We start from the raw sequence: 21,548 nt of genomic DNA, 5'->3' as shown, positions 1-21,548 counted from the left end.
GGTGCTCCTCATTCCTGGTCGGATGCTGCGTGCGGCTCGGCGTGCGGCTCGATGCGGGCGACCGCCTGGTCGCGGGCCACGAGGTCGCCGACCGCGACGGCGATGCGGACCACCCCGTCGAGCCCCGCGACGACGCGGTGCTCCATCTTCATCGCCTCGATCGCGACGACCGCGTCGCCCTCCTCGACGGTGTCGCCGTCGGCGGCGAACACGGCGGTCACCGTGCCCGGCATGGGCGCGCGGAGCTCGGGCTCGGCGGCGAGGCCGCCGCGCTCGGCGGCATCACGGCGTCGCTGCGCGTGGGTGCGACGGTCGAGGCGCACGAACGCGGCCGCTTCGCCGTCGTGGTGCACCCAGACGACGCCGTCGTCGCCGACGCGCACGATGGCTTCGGTCGCGGCCTCGTCCGCCGCGGATGCCACGGCAGCCGTGCGGACGTCGTGCGGGTGGTCGCGGGGCGCGAGCAGCACCTCGGGTGCGCGCACGACGCCCGGGCGCCAGCCAGTGGCCGTTCGCCAGGCGGTGGGGCCCGCGGCATCCACCATGAGTCGTTCGCGCGCCTCGTCGTCGGCGAATCGCCGGGCCGCCGCCTCGACGAGCGCGGGCGACGGGTCCACGACGCCGGCACCGGCCTCGGGCATGCGGTCGATGAGGCCCGTGTCGAGGCGACCGGCGCGCACGTCGGGCTCGGCGATGAGGCGCCTGAGGAACCCGACGTTGGTGTCGACGCCGAGCACGACCGTGTCGGCGAGTGCCCGGTCGAGTCGCTCGATCGCCTGCACGCGATCGGTGCCGTACGCGATGACCTTCGCGATCATCGGGTCGTAGTGGGCCGTGATCTCCTGGCCCTCGGCGATGCCCGCGTCGACGCGGACGCCCTCGCCCGCGGCCGGGCGCCACGCGAGTACCGCTCCGGTCGACGGGAGGAACCCGCGGTGCGGCGTCTCCGCGTACACTCGCGCCTCGATCGCGTGGCCCTCGAACCGCACGTCGGACTGCGCGATCGCGAGCGACTCGCCCGCGGCGATGCGGAGCTGCTGTTCGACGAGGTCGACGCCCGTGACGACCTCGGTGACGGGGTGCTCCACCTGCAGGCGGGTGTTCATCTCGATGAAGAAGAACTCGTCGGGGGCGACATCCGACACCAGGAACTCGACCGTGCCGGCGCCGAGGTAGCCGACGCTGCGGGCGGCATCGCAGGCGGCCCGGCCGATGTGCTCGCGCGTCGCCGCGTCGAGAAGCGGCGATGGCGCCTCCTCGACCACCTTCTGGTGGCGGCGCTGCAGCGAGCACTCGCGCTCGCCGAGGTGGATCACGGTGCCCGCGGCATCCGCGAGGACCTGCACCTCGATGTGCCGGGGACGCTCGATGAGGCGCTCGAGCAGCAGCGTGTCGTCGCCGAACGCCGCCGTGGCGACCCGGCGCGCGGCGCCGATCGCGGCCGCGAGCTCGGACGCGTCGCGCGCCACCTGCATGCCCTTGCCGCCCCCGCCCGCCGAGGGCTTCACGAGGAGCGGGAAGCCGACGCCCTCGCCTGCAGCGACGAGCGCCGCATCGTCGAGCTCGGGGTCGGAGACGCCGGGCACGATGGGCACGCCCGAGGCCGCGACGTGCAGCTTGGCCCGGATCTTGTCACCCATGATCTCGAGCGCCTCGTCGCCGGGGCCGACGAACACGATGCCCGCCTCACGGCAGGCCCGGGCGAAGCCGGCGTGCTCGGAGAGGAAGCCGTAGCCGGGGTGCACGGCCTCGGCGCCCGTGGCGACCGCGGCGGCCACGATGCGGTCGGGATCGAGGTAACTCTCGGTGGCGGGCGCCGGGCCGAGGTGCACGGCCTCGTCGGCGAGTCGCACGTGCGGGGCATCGGCGTCGGCGTCGGAGTACACGGCGATCGCCCGGACGCCGAGGCGCTTCAGCGTGCGGATGACGCGCACGGCGATCTCGCCGCGGTTGGCCACGAGCACGCGGTCGAACGGTCGCGGCCGGTGGGCGCCGGGCGTGGAGACGGTCGGGGAGGTCGCCGCAGTCGGGGAGATGTCGGGCGTGCTCATGAGCGTCTCCATCCGCCTCTCTGCAGGACCGCGCGCCACGGATCAGTTAGCGCACACTGACCGGACCTGATGTTAGTGCTCGCTAACTGAATTCACAAGAGACCGCGATCCCGAAGCCCGTCGGCGAAGGCGCTCGTGAGCCGGGCGAGGCCGAACTCGAACGCGCGCTCGACGTCGCCGCCGAGCCGGAACGCGCCCGCGAGCTCCATGCTCACGAACCCGGTGAGCCACGCGGTGAACGTGCGCGTCGCGTCGAGAGCGTGCTCCTCCCCCGCGAGACCCGATGCCAGCCGCAGCACCGGGGCGATCGACGCCTCGAGCGCGTCGGTGTCGAGACGCGGTTCCGCGCCCGGCGTGAAGACCAGTCGGAATCCGGCGGGTCGCTCGTGCGCGAAGTCGCGAGCGGCGCGGGCGACGCGGCGGAGCGCTGGTCGCGGATCGCCGTCGGGATCCCCCGCGGCGGCGTCGACGCGCGCGCCGAGCTCACGGACCGTCGCGTGGGCGATCAGGGCGATGAGCTCGTTGCGATTGCGCACCCGCTTGTAGAGCGACGGCGCGCGCACGCCCACCCGGTGCGCGACCGCCTGCATCGTGAGCCCGTCGAGCCCACCGGATTCGAGCAGGTCGCGCCCCGCCCCGACGATCTCGTCGAGCGACGTACGCTCCGGTGTCGGCATCGATGCCCCCTCCTGGACTCGTCCTCCTGGACTCGTCGCTTCGCAAACATCATAGCTATTGACCGTAGCCATCATAGCTATGTATCATAGCCATGATCCCCACGACATCCTGAATCGAGGTCGCATGATGCAGTTCGCGCCCGCCCTCCACCGCATCGGCAACGACATCATCGCCGTCTACCTCGTCGACACGCCCGAGGGCGTCACGATCATCGACGCCGGCCTCGCCGGCCAGTGGAAGGATCTCCTGGCGGAGCTCGCCGCCATAGGCCGCACGCTCGACGACGTGCGCGGCGTGGTGCTCACCCATGGCGACTCCGATCACATCGGCTTCGCCGAGCGGCTCCGCCGAGACCACGGGGTGCCGGTGTACGTACACGAGGCCGACGCGGCACGCGCCCGCGGCGAGGAGTCGACCAGGCCGGCGTGGGGACCCATGAGGATCGGGGCCACAGCGCGGTTCCTCTGGTACGCGATGCGCAAGAACGGCCTGAAGACGACGCCGCTCGCCGAGGTCGTCACCGTGCGCGACGGCGAGGTGCTCGACCTGCCCGGTTCGCCGCGCATCATCGGAGTTCCCGGGCACTCCCCCGGCTCGATCGCGATCCACGTGCCCGTGGCCGACGCCGTGTTCGTGGGCGACGCCCTCACCACGCGACACGTGCTCACGGGGTCCGCCGGCCCGCAGCCCGCACCGTTCACCGACGACCCCGGCGGCGCCGTCGCGTCGCTCGCTCGCCTCGAGGGACTCGGGGCGACGTGGGTGCTGCCCGGACACGGCACGCCGTGGAACCGCGGCGTCGACGAGGCCGTGCGCGAGGTGCGGCGGGCTGCCGCGGCATCCGCCCAGTGAGGCCGGGTCACATCCGGAACAGGCCGAATGCCGGCTCGGGCAGCGGCGTGCGGCTCGCGAGCTCGATGGCGAGGCCGAGCACCGTGCGGGTGTCGGCGGGGTCGATGATGCCGTCGTCCCACATTCGCGCCGTCGAATGGTAGGGGCTGCCCTGCTGCTCGTACTGCGCGCGGATCGGTTCGCGGAACGCCTGCTCCGCAGCCTCCGGCCACTCCTCGCCGCGCACCGCGAGCTGGTCGCGTTTCACGGTCGAGAGCACGGATGCCGCCTGCTCACCGCCCATGACCGAGATGCGCGCGTTCGGCCACATCCAGAGGAACCGGGGCGAGTAGGCGCGCCCGCACATGGAGTAGTTGCCCGCGCCGAACGAACCGCCGATGACGACCGTGAGCTTCGGCACGCGAGTCGTCGCGACCGCGGTGACCATCTTGGCGCCGTGCTTGGCGATGCCGCCGGCCTCGGCGTCCCGGCCGACCATGAAGCCCGAGATGTTCTGCAGGAAAAGCAGCGGGATGCCGCGCTGGTCGCACAGCTCGATGAAGTGCGCGCCCTTCATGGCGGACTCGCTGAACAGCACGCCGTTGTTCGCGACGATGCCGACCGGATGCCCGTCGAGGTGCGCGAACCCCGTGACGAGGGTGTCGCCGTACTCGGGCTTGAACTCGGCGAACTCGCTGCCGTCGACGAGCCGGGCGATGATCTCGCGCACGTCGTAGGGCCGCTGCACGTCGACCGGCACGGCCGCGGTGAGGCCGGCGGGATCGACGGCGGGTGGGCGCGACTCGCGCACCGCCCACGCTCGCGGAGCCGGCTCGGGGAGGGTCGCGACCATGTCCCGCACCAGTTCGAGCGCGTGCTCGTCGTCGTCGGCGAGGTGGTCGGTGACGCCCGAGACGCGCGAATGGAGGTCACCGCCGCCGAGCTCCTCTGGGGTGACCACCTCGCCGATCGCGGCCTTCACGAGCGGCGGGCCGCCGAGGAAGATCGTGCCCTGGTTCCGCACGATGACGGTCTCGTCGCTCATGGCCGGCACGTAGGCGCCGCCCGCCGTGCACGACCCGAGCACCGCGGCGAGCTGCGGGATGCGCAGCGACGACAGCTGGGCCTGGTTGTAGAAGATGCGGCCGAAGTGGTCGCGGTCGGGGAACACCTCGTCCTGCAGGGGCAGGAACGCCCCGCCCGAGTCGACGAGGTAGACGCATGGCAGCCGGTGCTCGCGGGCGACCTCCTGGGCGCGGAGGTGCTTCTTGACCGTCATCGGGTAGTACGTGCCGCCCTTGACGGTCGCGTCGTTGCAGACCACCATGACCGGTCGGCCGTTCACGAGCCCGACGCCCGTGATGATGCCGGCGCCCGGCGAGTCGCCGTCGTAGAGGCCGTCGGCGGCGAGCGGCGAGAGCTCCAGGAACGGGCTGCCCTCGTCGAGCAGTCGGTCGACGCGGTCGCGCGGCAACAGCTTCCCGCGGGCGACATGGCGTACGCGGGATCCCTCGGGCCCACCGAGCGCGGCGGCGGCGAGCTTCTCACGAAGCTCCTCGACGAGCTCGGCGTGTCCGGTCGCGTTCCGACGCGACGGCTCGCTCGCCGGGTCGATGGCCGTCGTGAGGGTCGTCATCCGTCCACCTGTCTCCGTCGACGGCGCGCCCCTTGTGCGGGGCACGCGATTTCGGTTAGTGTGCACTAACTCGATTCCCGATGTTAGCGAGCACCCACCGACATGGCAAGCCCCCTCGACGCGCACGGCTCCGTCGCCGATGGCGACCTGCCGCGCACCGAGCGCGGTCGCCAGAAGGCCGATCGCCGCGCCGCGATCCTCACGGCCGCCGCGACCCTCTTCGCGGAGCGCGGGTACGCTGGCGTCACCATCGAGGACCTCGGCACCGCGGTCGGCGTCAGGGGCCCGGCCGTCTACCGGCACTTCCCTGGCAAGGCCGCCGTGCTCGCCGCCATCCTGCAGGGTGCGAGCCGCACCCTGGTCGACGGAGCCGAGCGCGTGCTCGCGTCGTCGCCCGACCCCGCCGGCGCGCTTCGCTCGCTCATCCGCTTCCACGTCGACTTCGCGCTCGGCGACGCCGATGTCATCGTCGTGCAGGATCGCGAGCTCGACCGCCTCGACCGCGAGGCACGGCACGAGGTGCGCTCGCTGCAGCGACGCTACGTGGAGCACTGGGTCGACATCCTCTCCCGACTCCGGCCCGACCGGGCCGAGGCGGAGCTCAGGTTCCGGGCACACGCCGCCTTCGGACTGCTGAACTCCACTCCGCACAGCGCCCGCATCCCTGGGCGCCGACCCGCCGACGGCACCATCCGCGGCATCCTGGAGGAGATGACATGGGCAAGCCTCATGTCGTGACCCTGCGCGTCACCCGCGACGGGGATCTCGATGCACTGTTCGCGTTCGAGCAGCACGCCGAGGCCGTGCGCATGGCCGCGTTCACGGCGCCCAACCCCACCGACCGCGCGACGTTCGACGCGCACTGGCGGCGCCTGCTCGGCGACCCCGACGTCGATGCCCGCACCGCGCGCGCCGACGGCGAGATCGTGGGCAGCGTCGCCCGCTGGTTCGAAGACGACGAGGCCGAGGTCACCACTTGGATCGACCCGGCGCACTGGCACGGGGGCATCGCGACGCGGACGATGCGCCTCTTCCTCGGCGTCGTGCGCGACCGGCCCGCGCGCCCGTGTGGCGGCCGACAATGCGGCGTCGATCGCGGTGCTCGAGAAGCTCGGCTTCCGGCGGACGGGCAGCACGACGGGCTACGCGAATGCGCGCGGCACCGAGATCGAGGAGCTCAGCTACCGACTCGACTGACCGCATCCATCCGGCCGGCGGTCTCCGGGTTCCGACTCGTTCGCACCCGGCGGCATCGCAGCAGGCAGGTTCGCAGCGGCATGTCCGGCCGGTCAGGCCGGCTTCGCCCCGTGCTTCGCGGCGATCTCGCCGACGCGACGGGCGAGCTTCACGTCGCGCAGCGTGACGCCGCCCACATCGTGCGAGGTGAGCGCGAACTCCACCCGGCCCCAGCCGAGCCGAACGTCGGGGTGGTGGTTCAGCTCGTCGGCGACGACCGCCACCGCGTCGAGCAGGCGCACGGCACTCCGGAAGTCCGCCGTCGCGAAGGCGGCCACCAGGTGGTCCTGCGTATGCCGGAACGCCGTGCCGTCGAGCTCGTCGGCCGTGTCCGCCGGCGAGAGGATGTTGCGTTCGTCCATACGGCCCATCCTCTCGCCGATCGCGGACTCACGCCATGGTCAGGGCGAGACCCGGTTCGCGGAGGATCGCGCCGATGTCGGCGAGGAAGCGCGAGCCCTGCGCTCCGTCGACGAGGCGATGGTCGAACGACAGCGACAGCGTCATGACCTCGCGCAACGCGATCTCGCCCCGGTGCTCCCACGGCTGGCGACGCACGGCGCCCATCGCGAGGATGGCCGCCTCCCCCGGGTTCAGGATCGGCGTGCCCGCGTCGATGCCGAAGACGCCGATGTTCGTGATCGAGATCGTGCCACCCGACAGGTCGGCGGGGCTCGTCTTGCCTGCCCGCGCGGTTTCGGCGAGCGCGGCGATCGCGTCTGCGAGCTCGATGAGGGTCATCCGCTCGGCGCCCTTGACGTTCGGCACCACGAGTCCCCGATCGGTCGCCGCGGCGATCCCGAGGTTCACGCCGCCGAACTGCACGATCTCCTGCGCCGCGTCGTCCCAGCGCGAGTTGACCTCGGGCGTGCGTGCCGCCGCAATGCACACGGCTTTGGCGGCGACCGTGAGCGGCGTCACCTTGTGCCCCGCGAAGGCACGGTCGTCCCGGATGCTCCGCAGGAGCTCCATGGTTGCGGTCACGTCGACCGTGAGGAACTCCGTCACGTGCGGAGCGGTGAACGCGCTCGCCACCATCGCCGCGGCCGTGTGCCTGCGAATGCCCCTGATGGGAATGCGGGTCTCGGCGGGCGCGGTCGCTGAGCCTGTCGAAGCGGCCGCTGCGGGAACGCTCCCTTCGGTGGGCTCAGGGACCGGCGCTTGTGTGACGGATGCCGCCGCCTCCACGTCGGCGCGCGTGATGAGCCCGCCCTCGCCCGTGCCCGTGAGTCCGACCAGGTCGATGCCCAGGTCGCGTGCGAGCTTGCGCACGGGCGGCGTCGAGCGCGGACGCTCGGGACGCATCGGCGGCTCCAGCCGGGTCTCCACCGGGCCGACGGCCGCGACGTCCTCCTGCGCCGGCGCCTCGGGAACGAAGTCGGCCGCGAGCGCCGTGCGGCGCGGCCTCCGCTTCGGGCCGCCCTCGTCGCGGGCCCCGTAGCCCACGAGGTTCGGCTCCGGCGCGGCATCCAGTGCCTCGCTCGCTGAGCCCGTCGAAGGGGCGGCCGCTTCGGCAGGCTCGGCGACCCCGGCCTGCTGGGTCGCCGCTCCCCCATTCGTGTCGCAGGAGAAGAGCGGCTCGCCGACGTTGACGACCTCGCCCTCCTTCGCGTGCAGCGCGGTGATGACGCCCTCGTAGGGCGACGGCAGCTCGACGACGGCCTTCGCCGTCTCGACATCGGCGATGATCTGGTTGAGTTCGACGTGGTCGCCGACGGCGACCCGCCAGGCGACGATCTCGGATTCGGTGAGACCCTCACCGAGGTCGGGCAGTGGGAATTCCTTGATCATCGAGCGCCCGCCTCCACTCCGCTCAGCGAGTTGGGCCGGCCGAGCACCCGGTCGACCCCGTCGAGGATCCGGTCGAGGTCGGGCAGGTGGTGCCGCTCGAGCTTCGCTGGCGGATACGGGATGTCGTGTCCCGTGACCCGCACGGGCGCGGCCTCGAGGTAGTCGAAGCACCGCTCGGTGATGCCCGCGATGAGTTCGCCGCCGAGGCCGCCCTGCTCGCCGGCCTCGTGCGCGACGACGAGGCGCCCGGTGCGCCGCACGGATTCCGCGACCGATTCGTAGTCGATCGGGGCGAGCGATCGCAGGTCGATGACCTCGATCGAGATGCCGTCCTCCGCGGCCGCGATGGCGGCGTCGCGCGCGGTCTGCACGAGCGCGCCGTAGGTCACGAGCGTGACGTCGTCGCCCGTGGCGACGGACGTCGCGAGCCCCATGGGCTTCGCGTCGGCGAGGCTCGCGTCGAGGTCGACCTCGCCCTTCACGTGGTACCGGCGCTTCGGCTCGAAGAAGAGCACGGGATCGTCGCTCGCGATAGCCTGCTGGACCATCACGTAGGCGTCGGCCGGGTTGGAGCACGCGACGACGCGGAGGCCGGCGGTGTGCGCGAAGTACGCCTCGGGCGATTCGGAGTGGTGCTCGGCCGCGCCGATGCCGCCGCCGAAGGGCACCCGGATTGTGAGGGGCATCCGCACGTTGCCGCGCGAGCGGTAGTGCAGCTTCGCGACCTGCGCGACGAGCTGGTCGAAGCCCGGGTAGATGAACCCGTCGAACTGGATCTCGACGACCGGACGGAAGCCGCGGTACGCGAGCCCGACCGCGGTGCCCACGATGCCGGCCTCCGAGAGCGGCGTGTCGACGACGCGGTTCGGACCGAACTCGGCCTTCAACCCGTCGGTCACGCGGAACACTCCCCCGAGCGTGCCGATGTCCTCGCCCATGAGCACGACCCGGTCGTCGCCCGCGAGCGCACGCCGCATCCCCTCGTTGATGGCCCTTCCGAGCGTGAGCGCGGTCATCGGGCACCTCCCCCGGCACCGGATGCCGCGGCATCCGTCTCGTCGTACATGGCGAGGTAGCGCGCATAGCGGTCGCGCTGACGCGCCAGGTGAGTGTTCGGCTCGGCGTACACGTGGTCGAACACGCTCATCGGCTCGGGGTCGGGGATGGTGGTGACGGCGGTGCGCAGCTCGGCGGCGGCGCGAGCGGCCTCCTCGGCGACCTCGTGCTCGAGCGCGTCGGTGTCGGTGCCCGTCGCGGCGAGCAGGGCGAGCACGCGCGCCAGCGGATCGCGCGTGCGCCAGTCGGCGAGCTCGTCGTCGGTGCGGTAGCGCTTGGGGTCGTCGGCGGTGGTGTGCGGTCCCATCCGGTAGGTGACGGCCTCGATGAGCGTGGGGCCCTTGCCGCGTCGCGCGCGGTCGAGGGCGATCCGGGTCGCGGCGAGCACCGCGAGCACGTCGTTGCCGTCGACGCGGATGCCCGGCATCCCGAAGCCGTCGGCGCGGCGCGCGAGGTGCTGCTTCGACTGCAGGCCCACGGGCTCGGAGATCGCCCACTGGTTGTTCTGGCAGAAGAAGACGACGGGAGCGTCGAAGCTCGACGCGAACACGAACGCCTCGTTCACGTCGCCCTCGCTCGTGGCGCCGTCGCCGAAGTAGGCGATCGACGCGGCATCCGACCCATCCCAGGTCAGGCCCATGGCATAGCCGGTCGCATGCAGGGCCTGCGCGCCGATGATGATCTGCGGCACCGCCACGGCGTGCTCGAAGGGGTTCCAGCCGGATGCCGCGGAGCCGCGCCACACGGTGAGGAGCTCGGCCGGGCCGACACCGCGGCACCATGCCACGGCGTGCTCGCGATAGCTCGAGAACACGAAGTCGTCGTCGCGGAGTGCGCGGGCGGAGCCGATCTGGGCGGCCTCCTGGCCGGCGAGGGGTGGCCACAGCCCGAGCTCGCCCTGGCGCTGGAGCGCGGTGGCCTCGGCGTCGAGCCGACGCACGATCGCCATGTCCCGATAGAGGCGCGCGAGCGCGTCGGCATCGATGTCGGCGACCCACGGGTCGTACTCAGGGTCGGCGCGCCGCTCGCCCGTGGGGCTGACGAGCTGCACGAAGTGGTCTGGTCGGGTGAGGAGCCCAGTGGCGTCTCGGTCGGATGGGGTCATCGTCGATCCTCGCGTTTCGGCGGGCGCGCCTCGTGAGCTGCCCGCGCCCGGCGACTCAGCCGGATACTGCGAGCGTACGTCGATCGATCACCTAGCTCAAGCATGCGGTGGACGATTGAGCATGTTGCCCAGTCCTCGTCGAGATCGAGTGCTATCGTGTGGCGTTATGAGGGGCTACGACGCCGTCGACCGATCGCTCTTGACCGCGCTCGCCGCCGACCCGCGCGCGACCGTCGTGGCGCTCGCCGACCGGCTCGAGCTGTCGCGGAACACGGTGCAGGCACGGATGTCACGGCTGGAGGCATCCGGCGCCTTCCTCTCGTTCGAGCGCAGCATCGATCCGGTGCCGCTCGGCTTCCCGCTCGAGGCGTTCATCTCGGTGCACGTGCAGCAGAAGCGGCTCGCCGACGTGGTCGACGAGATCGCCGAGATCCCCGAGGTCATCCAGGCGCACGGCCTCTCGGGGTCGGTCGACCTGCTCGTGCGCGTGGTCTGCCGCGACGCGCACGACCTGTTCCGCATCGACCGCGACATCCTGGCGATCGACGGCGTCGAACGCACCGAGACGTCGCTCGCGATGGGCGAGCTCATCCCGTTCCGGCTGCGGCCGCTGCTCGACCGGAGGGGATGAACCGGATGCGGGTCGCAGTGCTCCGGTGCCGGCGGCTCCCACGATTCGTCACCTGGGAGATCCACGACGTCGATGCGCTGTTCAGCGACGACCGGCTCCTCATCGCGGCGTTCGAGGCGCTCGGCGTCGACGCCGAGTCCGTCGCGTGGGCCGACGCCGACGTCGACTGGGACGACTTCGACGTCGCCGTCATCAGGAGCACCTGGGACTACATCGACGAGACCGGGGAGTTCCTCGACATCCTCGCGGCCATCGAGGCATCCTCGTGCGCCCTGTTCAATTCCGCCGCCGTGGCTCGGTGGAACGCCGAGAAGGGCTACCTGCTCGACCTCGAGCGATGGGGCGTGCCCATCGTGCCCACCCTGCGGGCCTCGGCGGCGGCGCGCGCCGAAGTGCTCGAGGCGGTCGCGCGAGCCGGATGGCGGGACCTCGTGCTGAAACCCGTGATCGGTGCTGGCGCCATGGACGTTCGGCGTCTCCCGGCGGCCGAACTCGCGCGCGCGTTCGAGGTACTGGAGCCCGGACGGGAACTCCTCGTGCAGCCCCTCGCTGGTGCCGTCATGACCGAGGGCGAATGGTCCGTGATCTTCATCGACGGCCGCCGCAGCCATGTGCTCCGCAAGACGCCGGCGTCGGGCGACTTCCGCGCGCACGGCATCTACGGCGGCTCGGTCGCGCCCGATCGCCTGCCCGCCGAGGACCTGGCCGACGTCGATGCCATGCTCGCGTGCATCCCGTTCGAGCTGTTGTACGCGCGGTTCGACCTGCTGCGCGTCGACGGCCGGCTCGCGGTGCTGGAGCTCGAGGCGATCGAGCCGATGCTCTACCTCGATCGCGCGCCCGGCAGCGCCGATCGCCTGGCGCGGGCGATCGTGACACGCCACTCGATGGCATGACGGCACGCAAAGAAACTGTTGCAAACAAACATTTGCAAAGCAAACTTTGCGGCGTTGTCTTTGCAATATGGACGCCACGCCCGAGGACCTCGAGGCCCAGCCCAGTAGCACCAGACACGTCGTCGACCACGTGCTCACGAGCGCGAGCCTCAAGAGCCTCGCCCACCCGTTGCGCGTGCGCATCTACGATGAGCTCTCGGCCTACGGTCCCCTGACCGCGAGCGGTCTCGCCGAACGCCTCGGCGAGTCGAGCGGCGCGACGAGTTATCACCTGCGCCAGCTGGAGCGGGCGGGCCTCGTGCGCGAGGACGAGTCGCGCGGCAAGGGCCGCGAACGGTGGTGGGAGCGCCGTCCCGGCTCGATCGCCATCCCCGACGCCCGCAACCTGCCGCCGGGCAGCGCCGAGCGCCTCGCCGTGAAGCTCGTCGAAGACGAGTGGAACCGCGCGCGCGAGCAGAACTTCCGCGAGTACGCCGCCGAGGCAGAGCAGGTGTTCGGGCCCGAGTGGCTCGATGTGGCCACCTGGGACACCATCAACCTGCGCCTCACGCCCGATCAGCTGCACGGCCTCGTGACCGACATCGACGTCGTGCTCAAGCAGTACATCGACGCGTACAAGCGCACGCCGTCACCGGGCTCGCGCCCGGTGCAGATCCAGATCAACGCGTTCCCGCTCGTGCGCGGCGAGCCCACGGGCGAACCCGCGAGCGAACCTCCGTCGAAGGAGCACCGATGAACTCCGCAACCCTCTCCCCCGCTTCCGGCCGGCTCTCCGGATGGGCCGTGCGCGGCGGCCTCGCCCTCGCCCGTTGGGGCCGCCGCCGCGCTCGCCGAGCGCGACGCCGCCTACCGGGCGACGACCTCCGGCCTCTTGTAGGCGCGGCCGCCGACGGCGCCGAGAACGACGGATGCCCCGCCTCGACCCTTCGACGAGCTCAGGGACCGAGGCGGGGCATCCGTGCGATGCGGCGAATACCTAGACCTCGACGCCCTCCACGGGCGCCTCGGCGTGCGTGCCGGAGGCGTCGCGACCGTTGGTGTCGGCGTCCTCGGCCAGCACCGGGGCGAGCGAGAGCTTGCCGCGGTCGTCGATCTTGGTGATCTCGACCAGGAGCTTCTGGCCCACCGCCAGCACGTCCTCGACGTTCTCGACGCGCTTGCCACCCGCGAGCTTGCGCACCTCGGAGATGTGCAGCAGGCCGTCCTTGCCGGGCAGCAGCGAGATGAACGCGCCGAAGGCGGCGATCTTCACGACGGTGCCGAGGAACTGCTCGCCGACCTCGGGGTTGGTGGGGTTGGCGATCGCGTTGACCTGGGCGCGTGCGGCCTCGGCCGACGGACCGTCGGTCGCGCCGATGTAGACGGTGCCGTCCTCCTCGATGGAGATCTCGGCGCCGGTCTCGTCCTGGATGGCGTTGATCGTCTTGCCCTTCGGGCCGATGAGCTCGCCGATCTTGTCGACCGGGATCTGCACGCTGATGACGCGCGGCGCCGTCGGGGCCATCTCGTCGGGACCCTCGATCGCGGCGTTCAGCACGGCGAGGATCGTCGTGCGCGCCTCCTTCGCCTGCGTCAGCGCGCCGGCGAGCACCGAGGCGGGGATGCCGTCGAGCTTCGTGTCGAGCTGGATCGCAGTGACGAACTCGGAGGTGCCGGCGACCTTGAAGTCCATGTCGCCGAGCGCGTCCTCCGCGCCGAGGATGTCGGTGAGCGCCGCATAGCGCGTCTCACCGTTCACCGTGTCGGAGATGAGGCCCATCGCGATGCCGGCGACCGGCGCGCGCAGCGGCACGCCCGCGTTCAGCAGCGACAGCGTGGATGCGCAGACCGAGCCCATCGACGTCGAGCCGTTCGAGCCGAGCGCCTCGGACACCTGGCGGATCGCGTACGGGAACTCCTCACGCGTGGGCAGCACGGGCACGAGGGCGCGCTCGGCGAGCGCACCGTGGCCGATCTCGCGACGCTTCGGCGAACCGACACGACCCGTCTCACCCGTCGAGTACGGCGGGAAGTTGTAGTTGTGCATGTAGCGCTTCTTGGTGACCGGGCTCAGCGAGTCGATCTGCTGCTCGAGCTTCAGCATGTTCAGCGTCGTGACGCCGAGGATCTGCGTCTCGCCGCGCTGGAAGATGGCCGAGCCGTGCACGCGGGGCACGACCTGCACCTCGGCGTCGAGCGGACGGATGTCGCGCAGGCCACGACCGTCGATGCGCACGCCGTCGTCGAGCACGCGCGAGCGCACCACGAGCTTGGTGACCGACTTGTAGGCGGCCGAGACCTCGGCGTTGGCGGACTCGGGAAGCTCGCCGCCGGCGACCTTCGCGGCGACCTCCTCCCTGACCCGGGCCTTGAGCGCGTCGTCGGCGTCCTGCCGCTCGGTCTTGCCGGCGATCTGGTAGATGCCCTTGAGCTCCTCGTACGCGTACGCGGCGACGACGTCGTACGTCGACTGCTGGTACGGCGGGAAGGTCGGGTAGTCGACGGTCTCCTTCGCCGCGGTGGCGGCGACCTGCTGCTGCGCCTCGACGAGCTGCTTGATGAACGGCTTGGACGCCTCGATGCCCTGCGCGATGATCGCCTCGTCGGGCTTCACCGCGCCGGCCCGGATGAGGTTCCACGCGTTGTCGGGGGCCTCGGCCTCGATCATCATGATCGCGACATCCTGCGAGCCGTCGGCCTCGGTCACCACGCGGCCGGCGACGACCATGCTGAACACGGCCTCCTCGATCTGCGAGTACTTCGGGAAGCCGACCCACTGGCCGTCGATGAGGGCGACGCGCACGCCTCCGACCGGACCCGAGAACGGCAGCCCCGAGAGCTGCGTCGAGAGCGACGCCGCGTTGATCGCGAGGACGTCGTAGTACTCGTCGGGCTCGATGGCGAGCACCGTGACGACGACCTGCACCTCGTTGCGGAGGCCCTCGACGAACGAGGGACGCAGCGGGCGGTCGATGAGACGGCAGGTGAGGATCGCCTCGGTGGAGGGGCGGCCCTCGCGACGGAAGAACGAACCGGGGATGCGGCCGGCGGCGTACATCCGCTCTTCGACGTCGATCGTGAGCGGGAAGAAGTCGAAGTGCTCCTTCGGCTGCTTCGAGACCGAGGTGGCCGAGAGCAGCATGGTCTCCTCGTCGAGGTAGGCGACGGCGGAGCCCTGCGCCTGCTGGGCGAGGCGCCCGGTCTCGAAGCGGACAGTGCGGGTGCCGAAGCGACCGTTGTCGATCACGGTTTCGGCGAATGTGATTTCAGGACCTTCCAAGAGGTCGTCTCCTTTGTTTACCGTCGCACCCCGTGTGGGCGCGACTCAACGTCGGGAGCAGGAACAGGCATTACGAAACGCATCAGTCGACACGCTCACGCTGGCCACCAGTAGAAGTCCACCGCATTCGCTGGTCGAGGAGCGCGAAGCGCGTCTGGAGACCCTCGATTCGGTGATCCACCACAGGGGACCAGCTTCCTGCCGGCCTGCTCCATGGGTGCTCGATGTTCGGTTGTGGCCTGCATCCGAAGGGATGTCGTACCGCTTCGCGGCACATCAGACGACGGCGTCCATCGGACAACCGTGTCAACTCTAGCAGGTGCCGCATTCTCCACCTCGCGGATGTCGGATGTCGCGCCGGCGCCGTGACCGCGGCATCCGTGCCAGACTCGGAGGCATGACGTCCGACGAGCAGAGCACCACGGGCCCCTCCGAGGAGACGAAGCGCAAGTTCCGCGAAGCACTCGACCGCAAGAACGATGCGGCCAAGCAGCGCGAGGGCGAGTCCCACCTCGACGGCGGCGGCGGCGCCCAGCACAGCCAGGGCCCCGCCGAGCACAAGCGCGAGTTCCGGCGCAAGAGCGGCTGAGGCCGTGGGCTAACCCACTCGCACGCCGTGGAGCCCCGGGTCGTCGAGCACGCGCGTGAGCTCGGCATGCTTCGGGTGCATGCCGTCGCCCGCGGTCCTGCCCCGCGCGCGGCGGAGAACCCACGGCGCGGCGTGCCGGACGAGCCATGCGCCGTCGCGAAGGTGCCGGTCGACGCTGTCGTCGTCGTGCATCGCCTGCTCGAGGAGGCCGAGTTCGCCCGCGTCGCGCACCCCGAGCACCTCCGCGGCCCGGTAGGCGAGCACGCGATGCCCGGCCGAGTTGAGGTGCACGCGGTCCTCGGCCCAGACGGCCGGATCGACGAGTTCGTCGAGCTCACGCACGTCGAGGAGCATGGCGCCCCGATCCCGCGCGATCACGTCGAGGCGATCTGCGAAGGCTGCGAAGCGCGACTCGAACCACCTCGACGCCGGCCGCCGAGGCAGGAACGGCGTGATGAGAAGCACGTCGCTTCCGGCATCCCGGACCCGGCCGACCGCCGCGTCGAGCGAGGCCGCGAGGCGACCGGGATCGATGCGAGGCCCGACCAGGTCGTTCGCACCGATGAGCACGGTGACCAGGTCGGCTCCGAGCCGAGCCGCCGCCGGCAGTTGCACGTCGACGGCGTCGGCGACCTTGCGACTGCGCACCGCCACGTTCGCGTACGCGACCGGATCGGTCGCCGGTGCGGTCAGCGCGAGGAGCATCGCGAGCCGGTCGGCCCAGCCGCGATACCGGCCCGCCGGCATCCGGGACGTGTCGCACAGGCCCTCGGTGAGCGAGTCGCCGACGGCCACGTAGCGCCGCCACGGCGGCGCCGGGAGTGCGTTCGCATGCGACGGCTCGGGTGCCTGCGGCGGCCGGTCCGCGAGGTCGAGCGTCGTGCGTCGGTCCGTGGCCCGCGTCGCGACGGCGTCCTCGTAGTGGGCGATGAGCTCGTCGCCCAGCACGTCCCAGCCGCGTCCGCGAACGGCGTGTCGCGCTCGCGCGCCGAACGCGCGACGCTTGGCGTGGTCGCCGACGAGGTCGCGCACGCGCTCGCGGAGCTCGGCGAGATCGCCCGGCCGGTACAGCCAGCCGTCGACGCTCGAGTGCACGAGGTCGAGTGGGCCTCCTCGTCCGGTGGCCACCACCGGCACGCCGCTCGCGAGCGACTCCTGGATGGTCTGGCAGAACGTCTCGCTCTCACCGGGATGCACGAACACGTCGAGGCTCGCCATCGCCTCGGCGAGCGCGTCGCCGCCGAGGAAGCCGGTGAAATGCGCCTCGGGAAGCAGCCGCTCGAGCGCCGGCCGCGACGGCCCATCGCCGATGACGACGAGGCGCGTGCGGGGCAGGTCGGCGATCGCCAGCAGGTCCTCCACCTGCTTCTCGGGCGCGAGCCGACCGACGTAGCCGACGAGCACCTCGCCGTCGCGTGCGATGCCGCGCCGCCAGCGTTCGCTGCGCCGGCTCGGAGCGAAGCGCTCGGTGTCGACGCCGCGCCGCCAGAGTCGAAGCCGGTCGGCATCGACGCCGAGCTCGCCGAGCCGGTGGAGGGCTGAGGTCGACGGCGCGAGCGTGAGCGTGGCGCGGCGGTGGAGCCGGGCGAGGTGCCTCGCGAGCGCGGGCGCCGCGCCCGGAACGCCGTAGCGCTCGGCATACGAGGGGATGTCGGTCTGGTACACCGCGACCGACGGGATCCCCAGCGGCTCGGCGGCCACGAGTCCCCGCCAGCCGAGCACGAACGGCGAGGCGAGGTGCAGCACGTCGGCGCCGTGTCCGCGCATGATCGCGGCGAGCCGGTGCGCGCCCGACAGCACCACGCGGACGTCGGGGTAGCTCGGCAGCGGCACCGATGGCAGGAGCACGGTACGCGCGCCGTGCAGGGGCTGTTCGATGGGCCCCGAGCGGGGGGCGATGACGAGCGCCTCGTGGCCGCGGCGCTCGAGGTGGCGCAGCGCCTGCAGGAGCGAATGCGTCACGCCGTTCATGTGCGGGAGGAACGATTCTGCGAGGAGGGCGACCTTCACGACTCCAGCGTGGGCGCAGCCGGGCGGAGTCGGCGACGGATCTCGGCCCGTCCACCGAGGATTCATCGAATCGTCGGATGCCGTTTGCCGACGCGTCGCCGCAGGGTCGGCGCGCGGCATCCGACCGTCAACCCCTCGCAATCCCGAGCGTATGGGCGGAGGATGGGGCCGAATGGAACACCCCAGGGTTCGAGGAGGAACACCATGTCATCCGTCGCAAGGGTCACCACCATCACCGCCTTCTCCGAGACGAGCTTCGATGACGCCGTCACCGTCGGCATCGCGCGCGCGGCGGCCACGCTGCGTGGCGTGAAAGGCGCCTGGGTGAAGGAGCAGAAGGTCAAGGTCGAGGGCGATCACGTCATCGAGTGGTCGGTCACGCTCGAGGTCACGTTCGTCCTGGACGACTGAGCCTCGTCGCCGGCCGTTCACCCGGGCCGGGTAGAACGGCCGGGTGGATGACGCGTGGCTCTCGACGCTCGCGGCGTCGCCATGGCTCCTGCCCGCGCTCTTCGGGCTCGTCGTGGCCGACGCCTTCCTCGTCGTGCTGCCGAGCGAGACCGTCGTCGTCGCCTTCGGCGCCCTCGCGGCCTCGACAGGGGCGCCCGACCCGGTCGCGGTCATCCCCGTCGCCGCGGCGGGCGCCGTCGTCGGCGACGGGCTCTGCTACCTCATCGGCCGCGGCATCGGACTCGAGCGCTGGCGTTGGCAGCGCGAGGGCCGGGTCGGCGCCGCGCTCCATCGCGCCCGCGCCGGTGTGCACCGCCGCACGGCGGTGCTCGTGTTCACGGCGCGGTACGTGCCGTTCGCGCGCATCGCGGTGAACCTCGCCGCGGGAGCGGGACGCGTGCCGCTCCGGCGCTACCTGCCGCTCTCGCTCAGCGCCGGCGTCGCCTGGGCGGCGTACAACGTCGCGATCGGCGCCGTCGTGGGCACCGCCCTCGACGAGGCACCGTTGGCGGCCGTCGTGATCTCGATCCCCGTCGCGATCACGCTCGGCCTCGTGGTGGACCGGATCGTGGCGGGGCTCGACGCCCGTCGGACGCCGAGCCCCTGACCCGGCCGGGCCGAGCCGCGCCCGGCTTCGGGATTACTCCCCCGTCAGCCCGCCGATGAGGTGACCGGCGGGTCGGTCGAGCGCGAACGGGTCGTTGACGAGCTCGGACCGGTCCGTGCGCTCGACGAGGTCGGCGAACTCCTTCGCACCGCGGAAGATGCGGTCGGGCAGGGAGCGCACGCCGTCGCCGCCGTCGCCCCAGTCGCTCGTGGCGGCATAGACACCGGTCGTGACGGGGATCGCGTGCAGGTAGGTGAACAGCGGACGGATCGCGTAATCGATCGCGAGCGAGTGGCGGGGCGTGCCGCCCGTCGCGCCGATGAGCACGGGCAGGTCGGTGAGCGCCTGCGTGTCGACCACGTCGATGAACGACTTGAAGAGGCCGGCGTAGCTCGTCGTGAAGATCGGCGTGACGGCGATGAGCCCGTCGGCCTTCGACACGGCGTCGAGCACCTCCTCCAGCTTCGGCGGGGCGAAGCCCATGAGCAGGTGGTTCGTGATGTCGTGCGCGAGGTCGCGCAGTTCATACGTCCGCACCTCCACGTCGAAGCCGCGCTCCCGGAGGATCCCATCGGCGTCGGCGGCGAGCCGGTCCGCCAGCTGGCGGGTCGAGCTCGGCGTCGAGAGGCCGGATGAGATCACGACGATGCGCTTGGTGGTCATCGCACGACCGCCTTCCGGGTGGCGGCGGGTCCGAAGGCCGCGCCGGATGTCGTGGTGGCCGCCTCGGTGTCCAGGTAGGGCGAGCCGACCGTCAGGTTGTCGCCGCGGTTCGCATTCGGCGTGGCCTGGCGGGGCGGCCGGTCGCCGTACTTCGCCGTCACGAGGCTCGCGTGGGTCGGGGCGTCGGGCACGTCGGCCGGGCGGTTCTTCGCGAACTCCCTGCGGAGCACCGGCACGACCTCTTCGCCGAGCAGGTCCAGCTGCTCGAGCACCGTCTTCAGCGGCAGGCCCGCGTGGTCCGTGAGCCACAGCTGCCGCTGGTAGTCGCCCACGTAGTCGCGGAAGCCGAGCGTCTTGTCGATGACCTCTTGCGGGCTGCCGACCGTGAGCGGGGTCTGCTGGGTGAACTCCTCGAGGCTCGGGCCGAGACCGTACACGGGGGCGTTGTCGAAGTAGGGGCGGAAGTCCCTGACCGCGTCCTGCGAGTTCTTGCGCATGAACACCTGCCCGCCGAGGCCGACGATCGCCTGCGCGGCGGTGCCGTGGCCGTGGTGCTCGTAGCGCTGGCGGTACAGCGCGATCATGCGCTGCGTGTGCGAGGCCGGCCAGAAGATGTGGTTCGCGAAGAAGCCGTCGCCGTAGAACGCGGCCTGCTCGGCGATCTCTGGGGTGCGGATCGATCCGTGCCACACGAACGGCGGCACGCCGTCCAGCGGCCGGGGCGTTGCGGTGAAGCCCTGCAACGGAGTGCGGAACTCGCCCTCCCAGTCGACGACGTCCTCGCGCCAGAGGCGGTGGAGCAGCTCGTAGCTCTCGATGCTGATCGGCAGCCCCTGACGGATGTCCTTGCCGAACCACGGGTAGACCGGACCGGTGTTCCCGCGGCCCAGCATGAGGTCGACGCGACCGCCCGAGACGTGCTGGAGCATCGCATACTCCTCGGCGAGCTTCACCGGGTCGTTGGTCGTGATGAGGGTCGTGGCGGTCGAGAGCTGCAGCGTCGACGTCTGCCCGGCGATGTAGGCGAGCGTCGTGGTCGGCGAGGACGACCAGAACGGCGGGTTGTGGTGCTCGCCGAGCGCGAAGACCTCGAGGCCGACCTCCTCCGCGTGCTTGGCGATCGTCAGCGTCGCCTGGATGCGCTCGGCCTCGCTCGGCGTATGGCCGGTGGTCGGGTCCTGCGTGATGTCGCTGACGGTGAAGATTCCGAACTGCATCTCGCCCTCCTGGGCTGTTCTTCCTGTTCCATGCGTTTGCATGCAAGTGTATCGGACGGATGACCCGCCTGAACTATTCCCGCATCCGGCGCGCGAGTCCCAGCACCGCCTCCGCGGCGTCGGCCAGGGCCACGCCGTAGCCCCGGCCGTGCCCCGCCGCGTGCACCGCCAGCGGGTGCAACTGGTGCACCGGCACGCGCTCACGCCAGCCGGAGCGCAGCGGCGCCGCCCGGTCGTACGACTCGAGGATGTCGCGCAGGAACGGGCAGCCGAACAGCGCGAGCATGGCGAGGTCGGTCTCACGATGGCCGCCGTGGGCCGCGGGGTCGATCAGCACGACCCCGCCGGCGGACCACAGCACGTTGCCGTTCCAGAGGTCGCCATGGATCCGGGCCGGGGGCTCGTCGTCGTCGAAGGCGCCGGCGGCCGTGATCGCCGCCGCCCGGCGGACGAGGTCCGCCTCCGCGGGCGTGACGTTCCCCGCGTCCTCGGCGATCGGCAGGAACGGAAGAACCCGGTCGCGCGCGTAGAACGCGCCCCACGAGGACTCGGCGGCGGCCGGCATCTGCCGTCGGCCGATGAAGAGCGGCCCGTACCATCCGTCGGGCGGGGCACCGAAGGCAGCCGCACGGGCGGCGTGCGTCCGGGCGAGCGCTGCGCCGAAGGCCGCGGCCGCCGCGGCATCCGGTCGCAACTCGTCGACCCGCTCGAGCTCGATCCGGCCCGGCGAGACCGCCACGACCCCGACGGTGCGCGCGCCGCCGGCCGCAGCGAGCCACGCGAGGCCCGCCACCTCGGCCTCGAAGAAGTGTTCGGGGGCGTCGGCCCAGCGCTTGACGATC

General features: G+C 71.6%; 21 protein-coding genes and 1 pseudogene. 10 read left to right on the top strand and 12 right to left on the bottom strand.

The window, feature by feature from the left end:
* Positions 1 to 8: 8 nt before the first annotated feature.
* Both IEX31_RS07875 and IEX31_RS07870 read right to left on the bottom strand, forming a co-directional pair.
* On the bottom strand, positions 9 to 2,051 hold the full coding sequence (locus IEX31_RS07875; protein ID WP_188742877.1) for an acetyl/propionyl/methylcrotonyl-CoA carboxylase subunit alpha: 2,043 nt from the start codon (positions 2,049 to 2,051) through the stop codon (positions 9 to 11).
* Positions 2,052 to 2,143: 92 nt separating this feature from the next.
* Positions 2,144 to 2,728, bottom strand: coding sequence for a TetR/AcrR family transcriptional regulator (locus tag IEX31_RS07870; protein ID WP_188742876.1), 585 nt, complete (start codon positions 2,726 to 2,728; stop codon positions 2,144 to 2,146).
* Positions 2,729 to 2,852: 124 nt separating this feature from the next.
* Here IEX31_RS07870 and IEX31_RS07865 point away from each other — a divergent pair, with 124 nt between their 5' ends.
* Positions 2,853 to 3,581 (top strand): MBL fold metallo-hydrolase, encoded by a 729-nt coding sequence (locus IEX31_RS07865; RefSeq protein WP_229662190.1) that lies wholly within the window; start codon positions 2,853 to 2,855, stop codon positions 3,579 to 3,581.
* Positions 3,582 to 3,588: 7 nt separating this feature from the next.
* Here the strand turns inward: IEX31_RS07865 and IEX31_RS07860 are convergent, their stop codons facing one another.
* Entirely contained in the window at positions 3,589 to 5,196 is a 1,608-nt protein-coding gene (locus tag IEX31_RS07860; RefSeq protein WP_188742875.1) for a carboxyl transferase domain-containing protein, read from the bottom strand.
* Between the two features lie 102 nt (positions 5,197 to 5,298).
* On the opposite strand from IEX31_RS07860, the gene IEX31_RS07855 reads away from it, so the two are divergent.
* The 3 genes and pseudogenes from IEX31_RS07855 to IEX31_RS18795 all read left to right on the top strand — a co-directional run bounded on the left by IEX31_RS07855 (position 5,299) and on the right by IEX31_RS18795 (position 6,393).
* Positions 5,299 to 5,934: a TetR/AcrR family transcriptional regulator gene (locus IEX31_RS07855; protein ID WP_188742874.1), complete on the top strand. Its 636-nt coding sequence runs from the start codon at positions 5,299 to 5,301 to the stop codon at positions 5,932 to 5,934.
* Positions 5,913 to 6,191: pseudogene (locus tag IEX31_RS19540) on the top strand (GNAT family N-acetyltransferase); the annotation flags it as partial. The gene IEX31_RS07855 and the pseudogene IEX31_RS19540, both read left to right, overlap by 22 nt.
* Positions 6,192 to 6,264: 73 nt before the next feature.
* Positions 6,265 to 6,393, top strand: coding sequence for a GNAT family N-acetyltransferase (locus IEX31_RS18795; protein ID WP_229662189.1), 129 nt, complete (start codon positions 6,265 to 6,267; stop codon positions 6,391 to 6,393).
* A gap of 92 nt (positions 6,394 to 6,485) precedes the next feature.
* Here the strand turns inward: IEX31_RS18795 and IEX31_RS07845 are convergent, their stop codons facing one another.
* The 4 genes from IEX31_RS07845 to pdhA are packed head-to-tail and all read right to left on the bottom strand — an operon-like array spanning position 6,486 to position 10,384.
* On the bottom strand, positions 6,486 to 6,794 hold the full coding sequence (locus IEX31_RS07845; protein ID WP_188742873.1) for a 4a-hydroxytetrahydrobiopterin dehydratase: 309 nt from the start codon (positions 6,792 to 6,794) through the stop codon (positions 6,486 to 6,488).
* A gap of 28 nt (positions 6,795 to 6,822) precedes the next feature.
* Positions 6,823 to 8,223 (bottom strand): dihydrolipoamide acetyltransferase family protein, encoded by a 1,401-nt coding sequence (locus IEX31_RS07840; RefSeq protein ID WP_188742872.1) that lies wholly within the window; start codon positions 8,221 to 8,223, stop codon positions 6,823 to 6,825.
* Positions 8,220 to 9,239, bottom strand: a complete 1,020-nt coding sequence (locus IEX31_RS07835; RefSeq protein WP_188742871.1) for an alpha-ketoacid dehydrogenase subunit beta — start codon at positions 9,237 to 9,239, stop codon at positions 8,220 to 8,222. The genes IEX31_RS07840 and IEX31_RS07835 overlap by 4 nt, the downstream gene beginning before the upstream one ends.
* Entirely contained in the window at positions 9,236 to 10,384 is a 1,149-nt protein-coding gene (gene pdhA, locus IEX31_RS07830; RefSeq protein WP_188742870.1) for a pyruvate dehydrogenase (acetyl-transferring) E1 component subunit alpha, read from the bottom strand. Before pdhA ends, IEX31_RS07835 begins: the two co-directional genes overlap by 4 nt.
* A gap of 166 nt (positions 10,385 to 10,550) precedes the next feature.
* Here pdhA and IEX31_RS07825 point away from each other — a divergent pair, with 166 nt between their 5' ends.
* The 3 genes from IEX31_RS07825 to IEX31_RS07815 all read left to right on the top strand — a co-directional run bounded on the left by IEX31_RS07825 (position 10,551) and on the right by IEX31_RS07815 (position 12,647).
* Positions 10,551 to 11,015 (top strand): Lrp/AsnC family transcriptional regulator, encoded by a 465-nt coding sequence (locus tag IEX31_RS07825; protein ID WP_188742869.1) that lies wholly within the window; start codon positions 10,551 to 10,553, stop codon positions 11,013 to 11,015.
* A gap of 5 nt (positions 11,016 to 11,020) precedes the next feature.
* Positions 11,021 to 11,911, top strand: coding sequence for an ATP-grasp domain-containing protein (locus IEX31_RS07820; RefSeq protein WP_188742868.1), 891 nt, complete (start codon positions 11,021 to 11,023; stop codon positions 11,909 to 11,911).
* A 67-nt stretch (positions 11,912 to 11,978) separates the two neighbouring features.
* Complete coding sequence (locus IEX31_RS07815) at positions 11,979 to 12,647, top strand: ArsR/SmtB family transcription factor (protein ID WP_188742867.1); 669 nt, start codon at positions 11,979 to 11,981, stop codon at positions 12,645 to 12,647.
* 240 nt (positions 12,648 to 12,887) lie between these two features.
* Here IEX31_RS07815 and IEX31_RS07810 read toward each other — a convergent pair whose 3' ends face one another.
* Positions 12,888 to 15,170 (bottom strand): polyribonucleotide nucleotidyltransferase, encoded by a 2,283-nt coding sequence (locus tag IEX31_RS07810; RefSeq protein ID WP_188742866.1) that lies wholly within the window; start codon positions 15,168 to 15,170, stop codon positions 12,888 to 12,890.
* A gap of 397 nt (positions 15,171 to 15,567) precedes the next feature.
* Here IEX31_RS07810 and IEX31_RS07805 point away from each other — a divergent pair, with 397 nt between their 5' ends.
* Positions 15,568 to 15,759: a DUF5302 domain-containing protein gene (locus tag IEX31_RS07805; RefSeq protein WP_188742865.1), complete on the top strand. Its 192-nt coding sequence runs from the start codon at positions 15,568 to 15,570 to the stop codon at positions 15,757 to 15,759.
* Positions 15,760 to 15,768: 9 nt separating this feature from the next.
* Here IEX31_RS07805 and IEX31_RS07800 read toward each other — a convergent pair whose 3' ends face one another.
* Positions 15,769 to 17,769: a glycosyltransferase gene (locus IEX31_RS07800; protein ID WP_188742864.1), complete on the bottom strand. Its 2,001-nt coding sequence runs from the start codon at positions 17,767 to 17,769 to the stop codon at positions 15,769 to 15,771.
* 204 nt (positions 17,770 to 17,973) lie between these two features.
* Here IEX31_RS07800 and IEX31_RS07795 point away from each other — a divergent pair, with 204 nt between their 5' ends.
* A complete protein-coding gene (locus IEX31_RS07795; RefSeq protein WP_188742863.1) occupies positions 17,974 to 18,180 on the top strand; it encodes a dodecin family protein in 207 nt (68 codons plus the stop codon).
* Positions 18,181 to 18,223: 43 nt separating this feature from the next.
* On the top strand, positions 18,224 to 18,826 hold the full coding sequence (locus tag IEX31_RS07790; RefSeq protein ID WP_188742862.1) for a DedA family protein: 603 nt from the start codon (positions 18,224 to 18,226) through the stop codon (positions 18,824 to 18,826).
* Positions 18,827 to 18,859: 33 nt separating this feature from the next.
* Here IEX31_RS07790 and IEX31_RS07785 read toward each other — a convergent pair whose 3' ends face one another.
* The 3 genes from IEX31_RS07785 to IEX31_RS07775 form a co-directional block, all read right to left on the bottom strand.
* Positions 18,860 to 19,489 (bottom strand): FMN reductase, encoded by a 630-nt coding sequence (locus IEX31_RS07785; protein ID WP_188742861.1) that lies wholly within the window; start codon positions 19,487 to 19,489, stop codon positions 18,860 to 18,862.
* Positions 19,486 to 20,706, bottom strand: a complete 1,221-nt coding sequence (locus tag IEX31_RS07780) for an LLM class flavin-dependent oxidoreductase (protein WP_188742860.1) — start codon at positions 20,704 to 20,706, stop codon at positions 19,486 to 19,488. Before IEX31_RS07780 ends, IEX31_RS07785 begins: the two co-directional genes overlap by 4 nt.
* Before the next feature lie 73 nt (positions 20,707 to 20,779).
* Positions 20,780 to 21,547, bottom strand: a complete 768-nt coding sequence (locus IEX31_RS07775; RefSeq protein ID WP_188742957.1) for a fructosamine kinase family protein — start codon at positions 21,545 to 21,547, stop codon at positions 20,780 to 20,782.
* Position 21,548 lies beyond the last annotated feature (1 nt).

The sequence above is a fragment of the Agromyces bauzanensis genome (assembly GCF_014645655.1).
Lineage (GTDB): Bacteria > Actinomycetota > Actinomycetes > Actinomycetales > Microbacteriaceae > Agromyces > Agromyces bauzanensis.
Note: the sequence above shows the minus strand (reverse complement) of the source record. Positions and strands in the feature narration are given on the sequence as shown.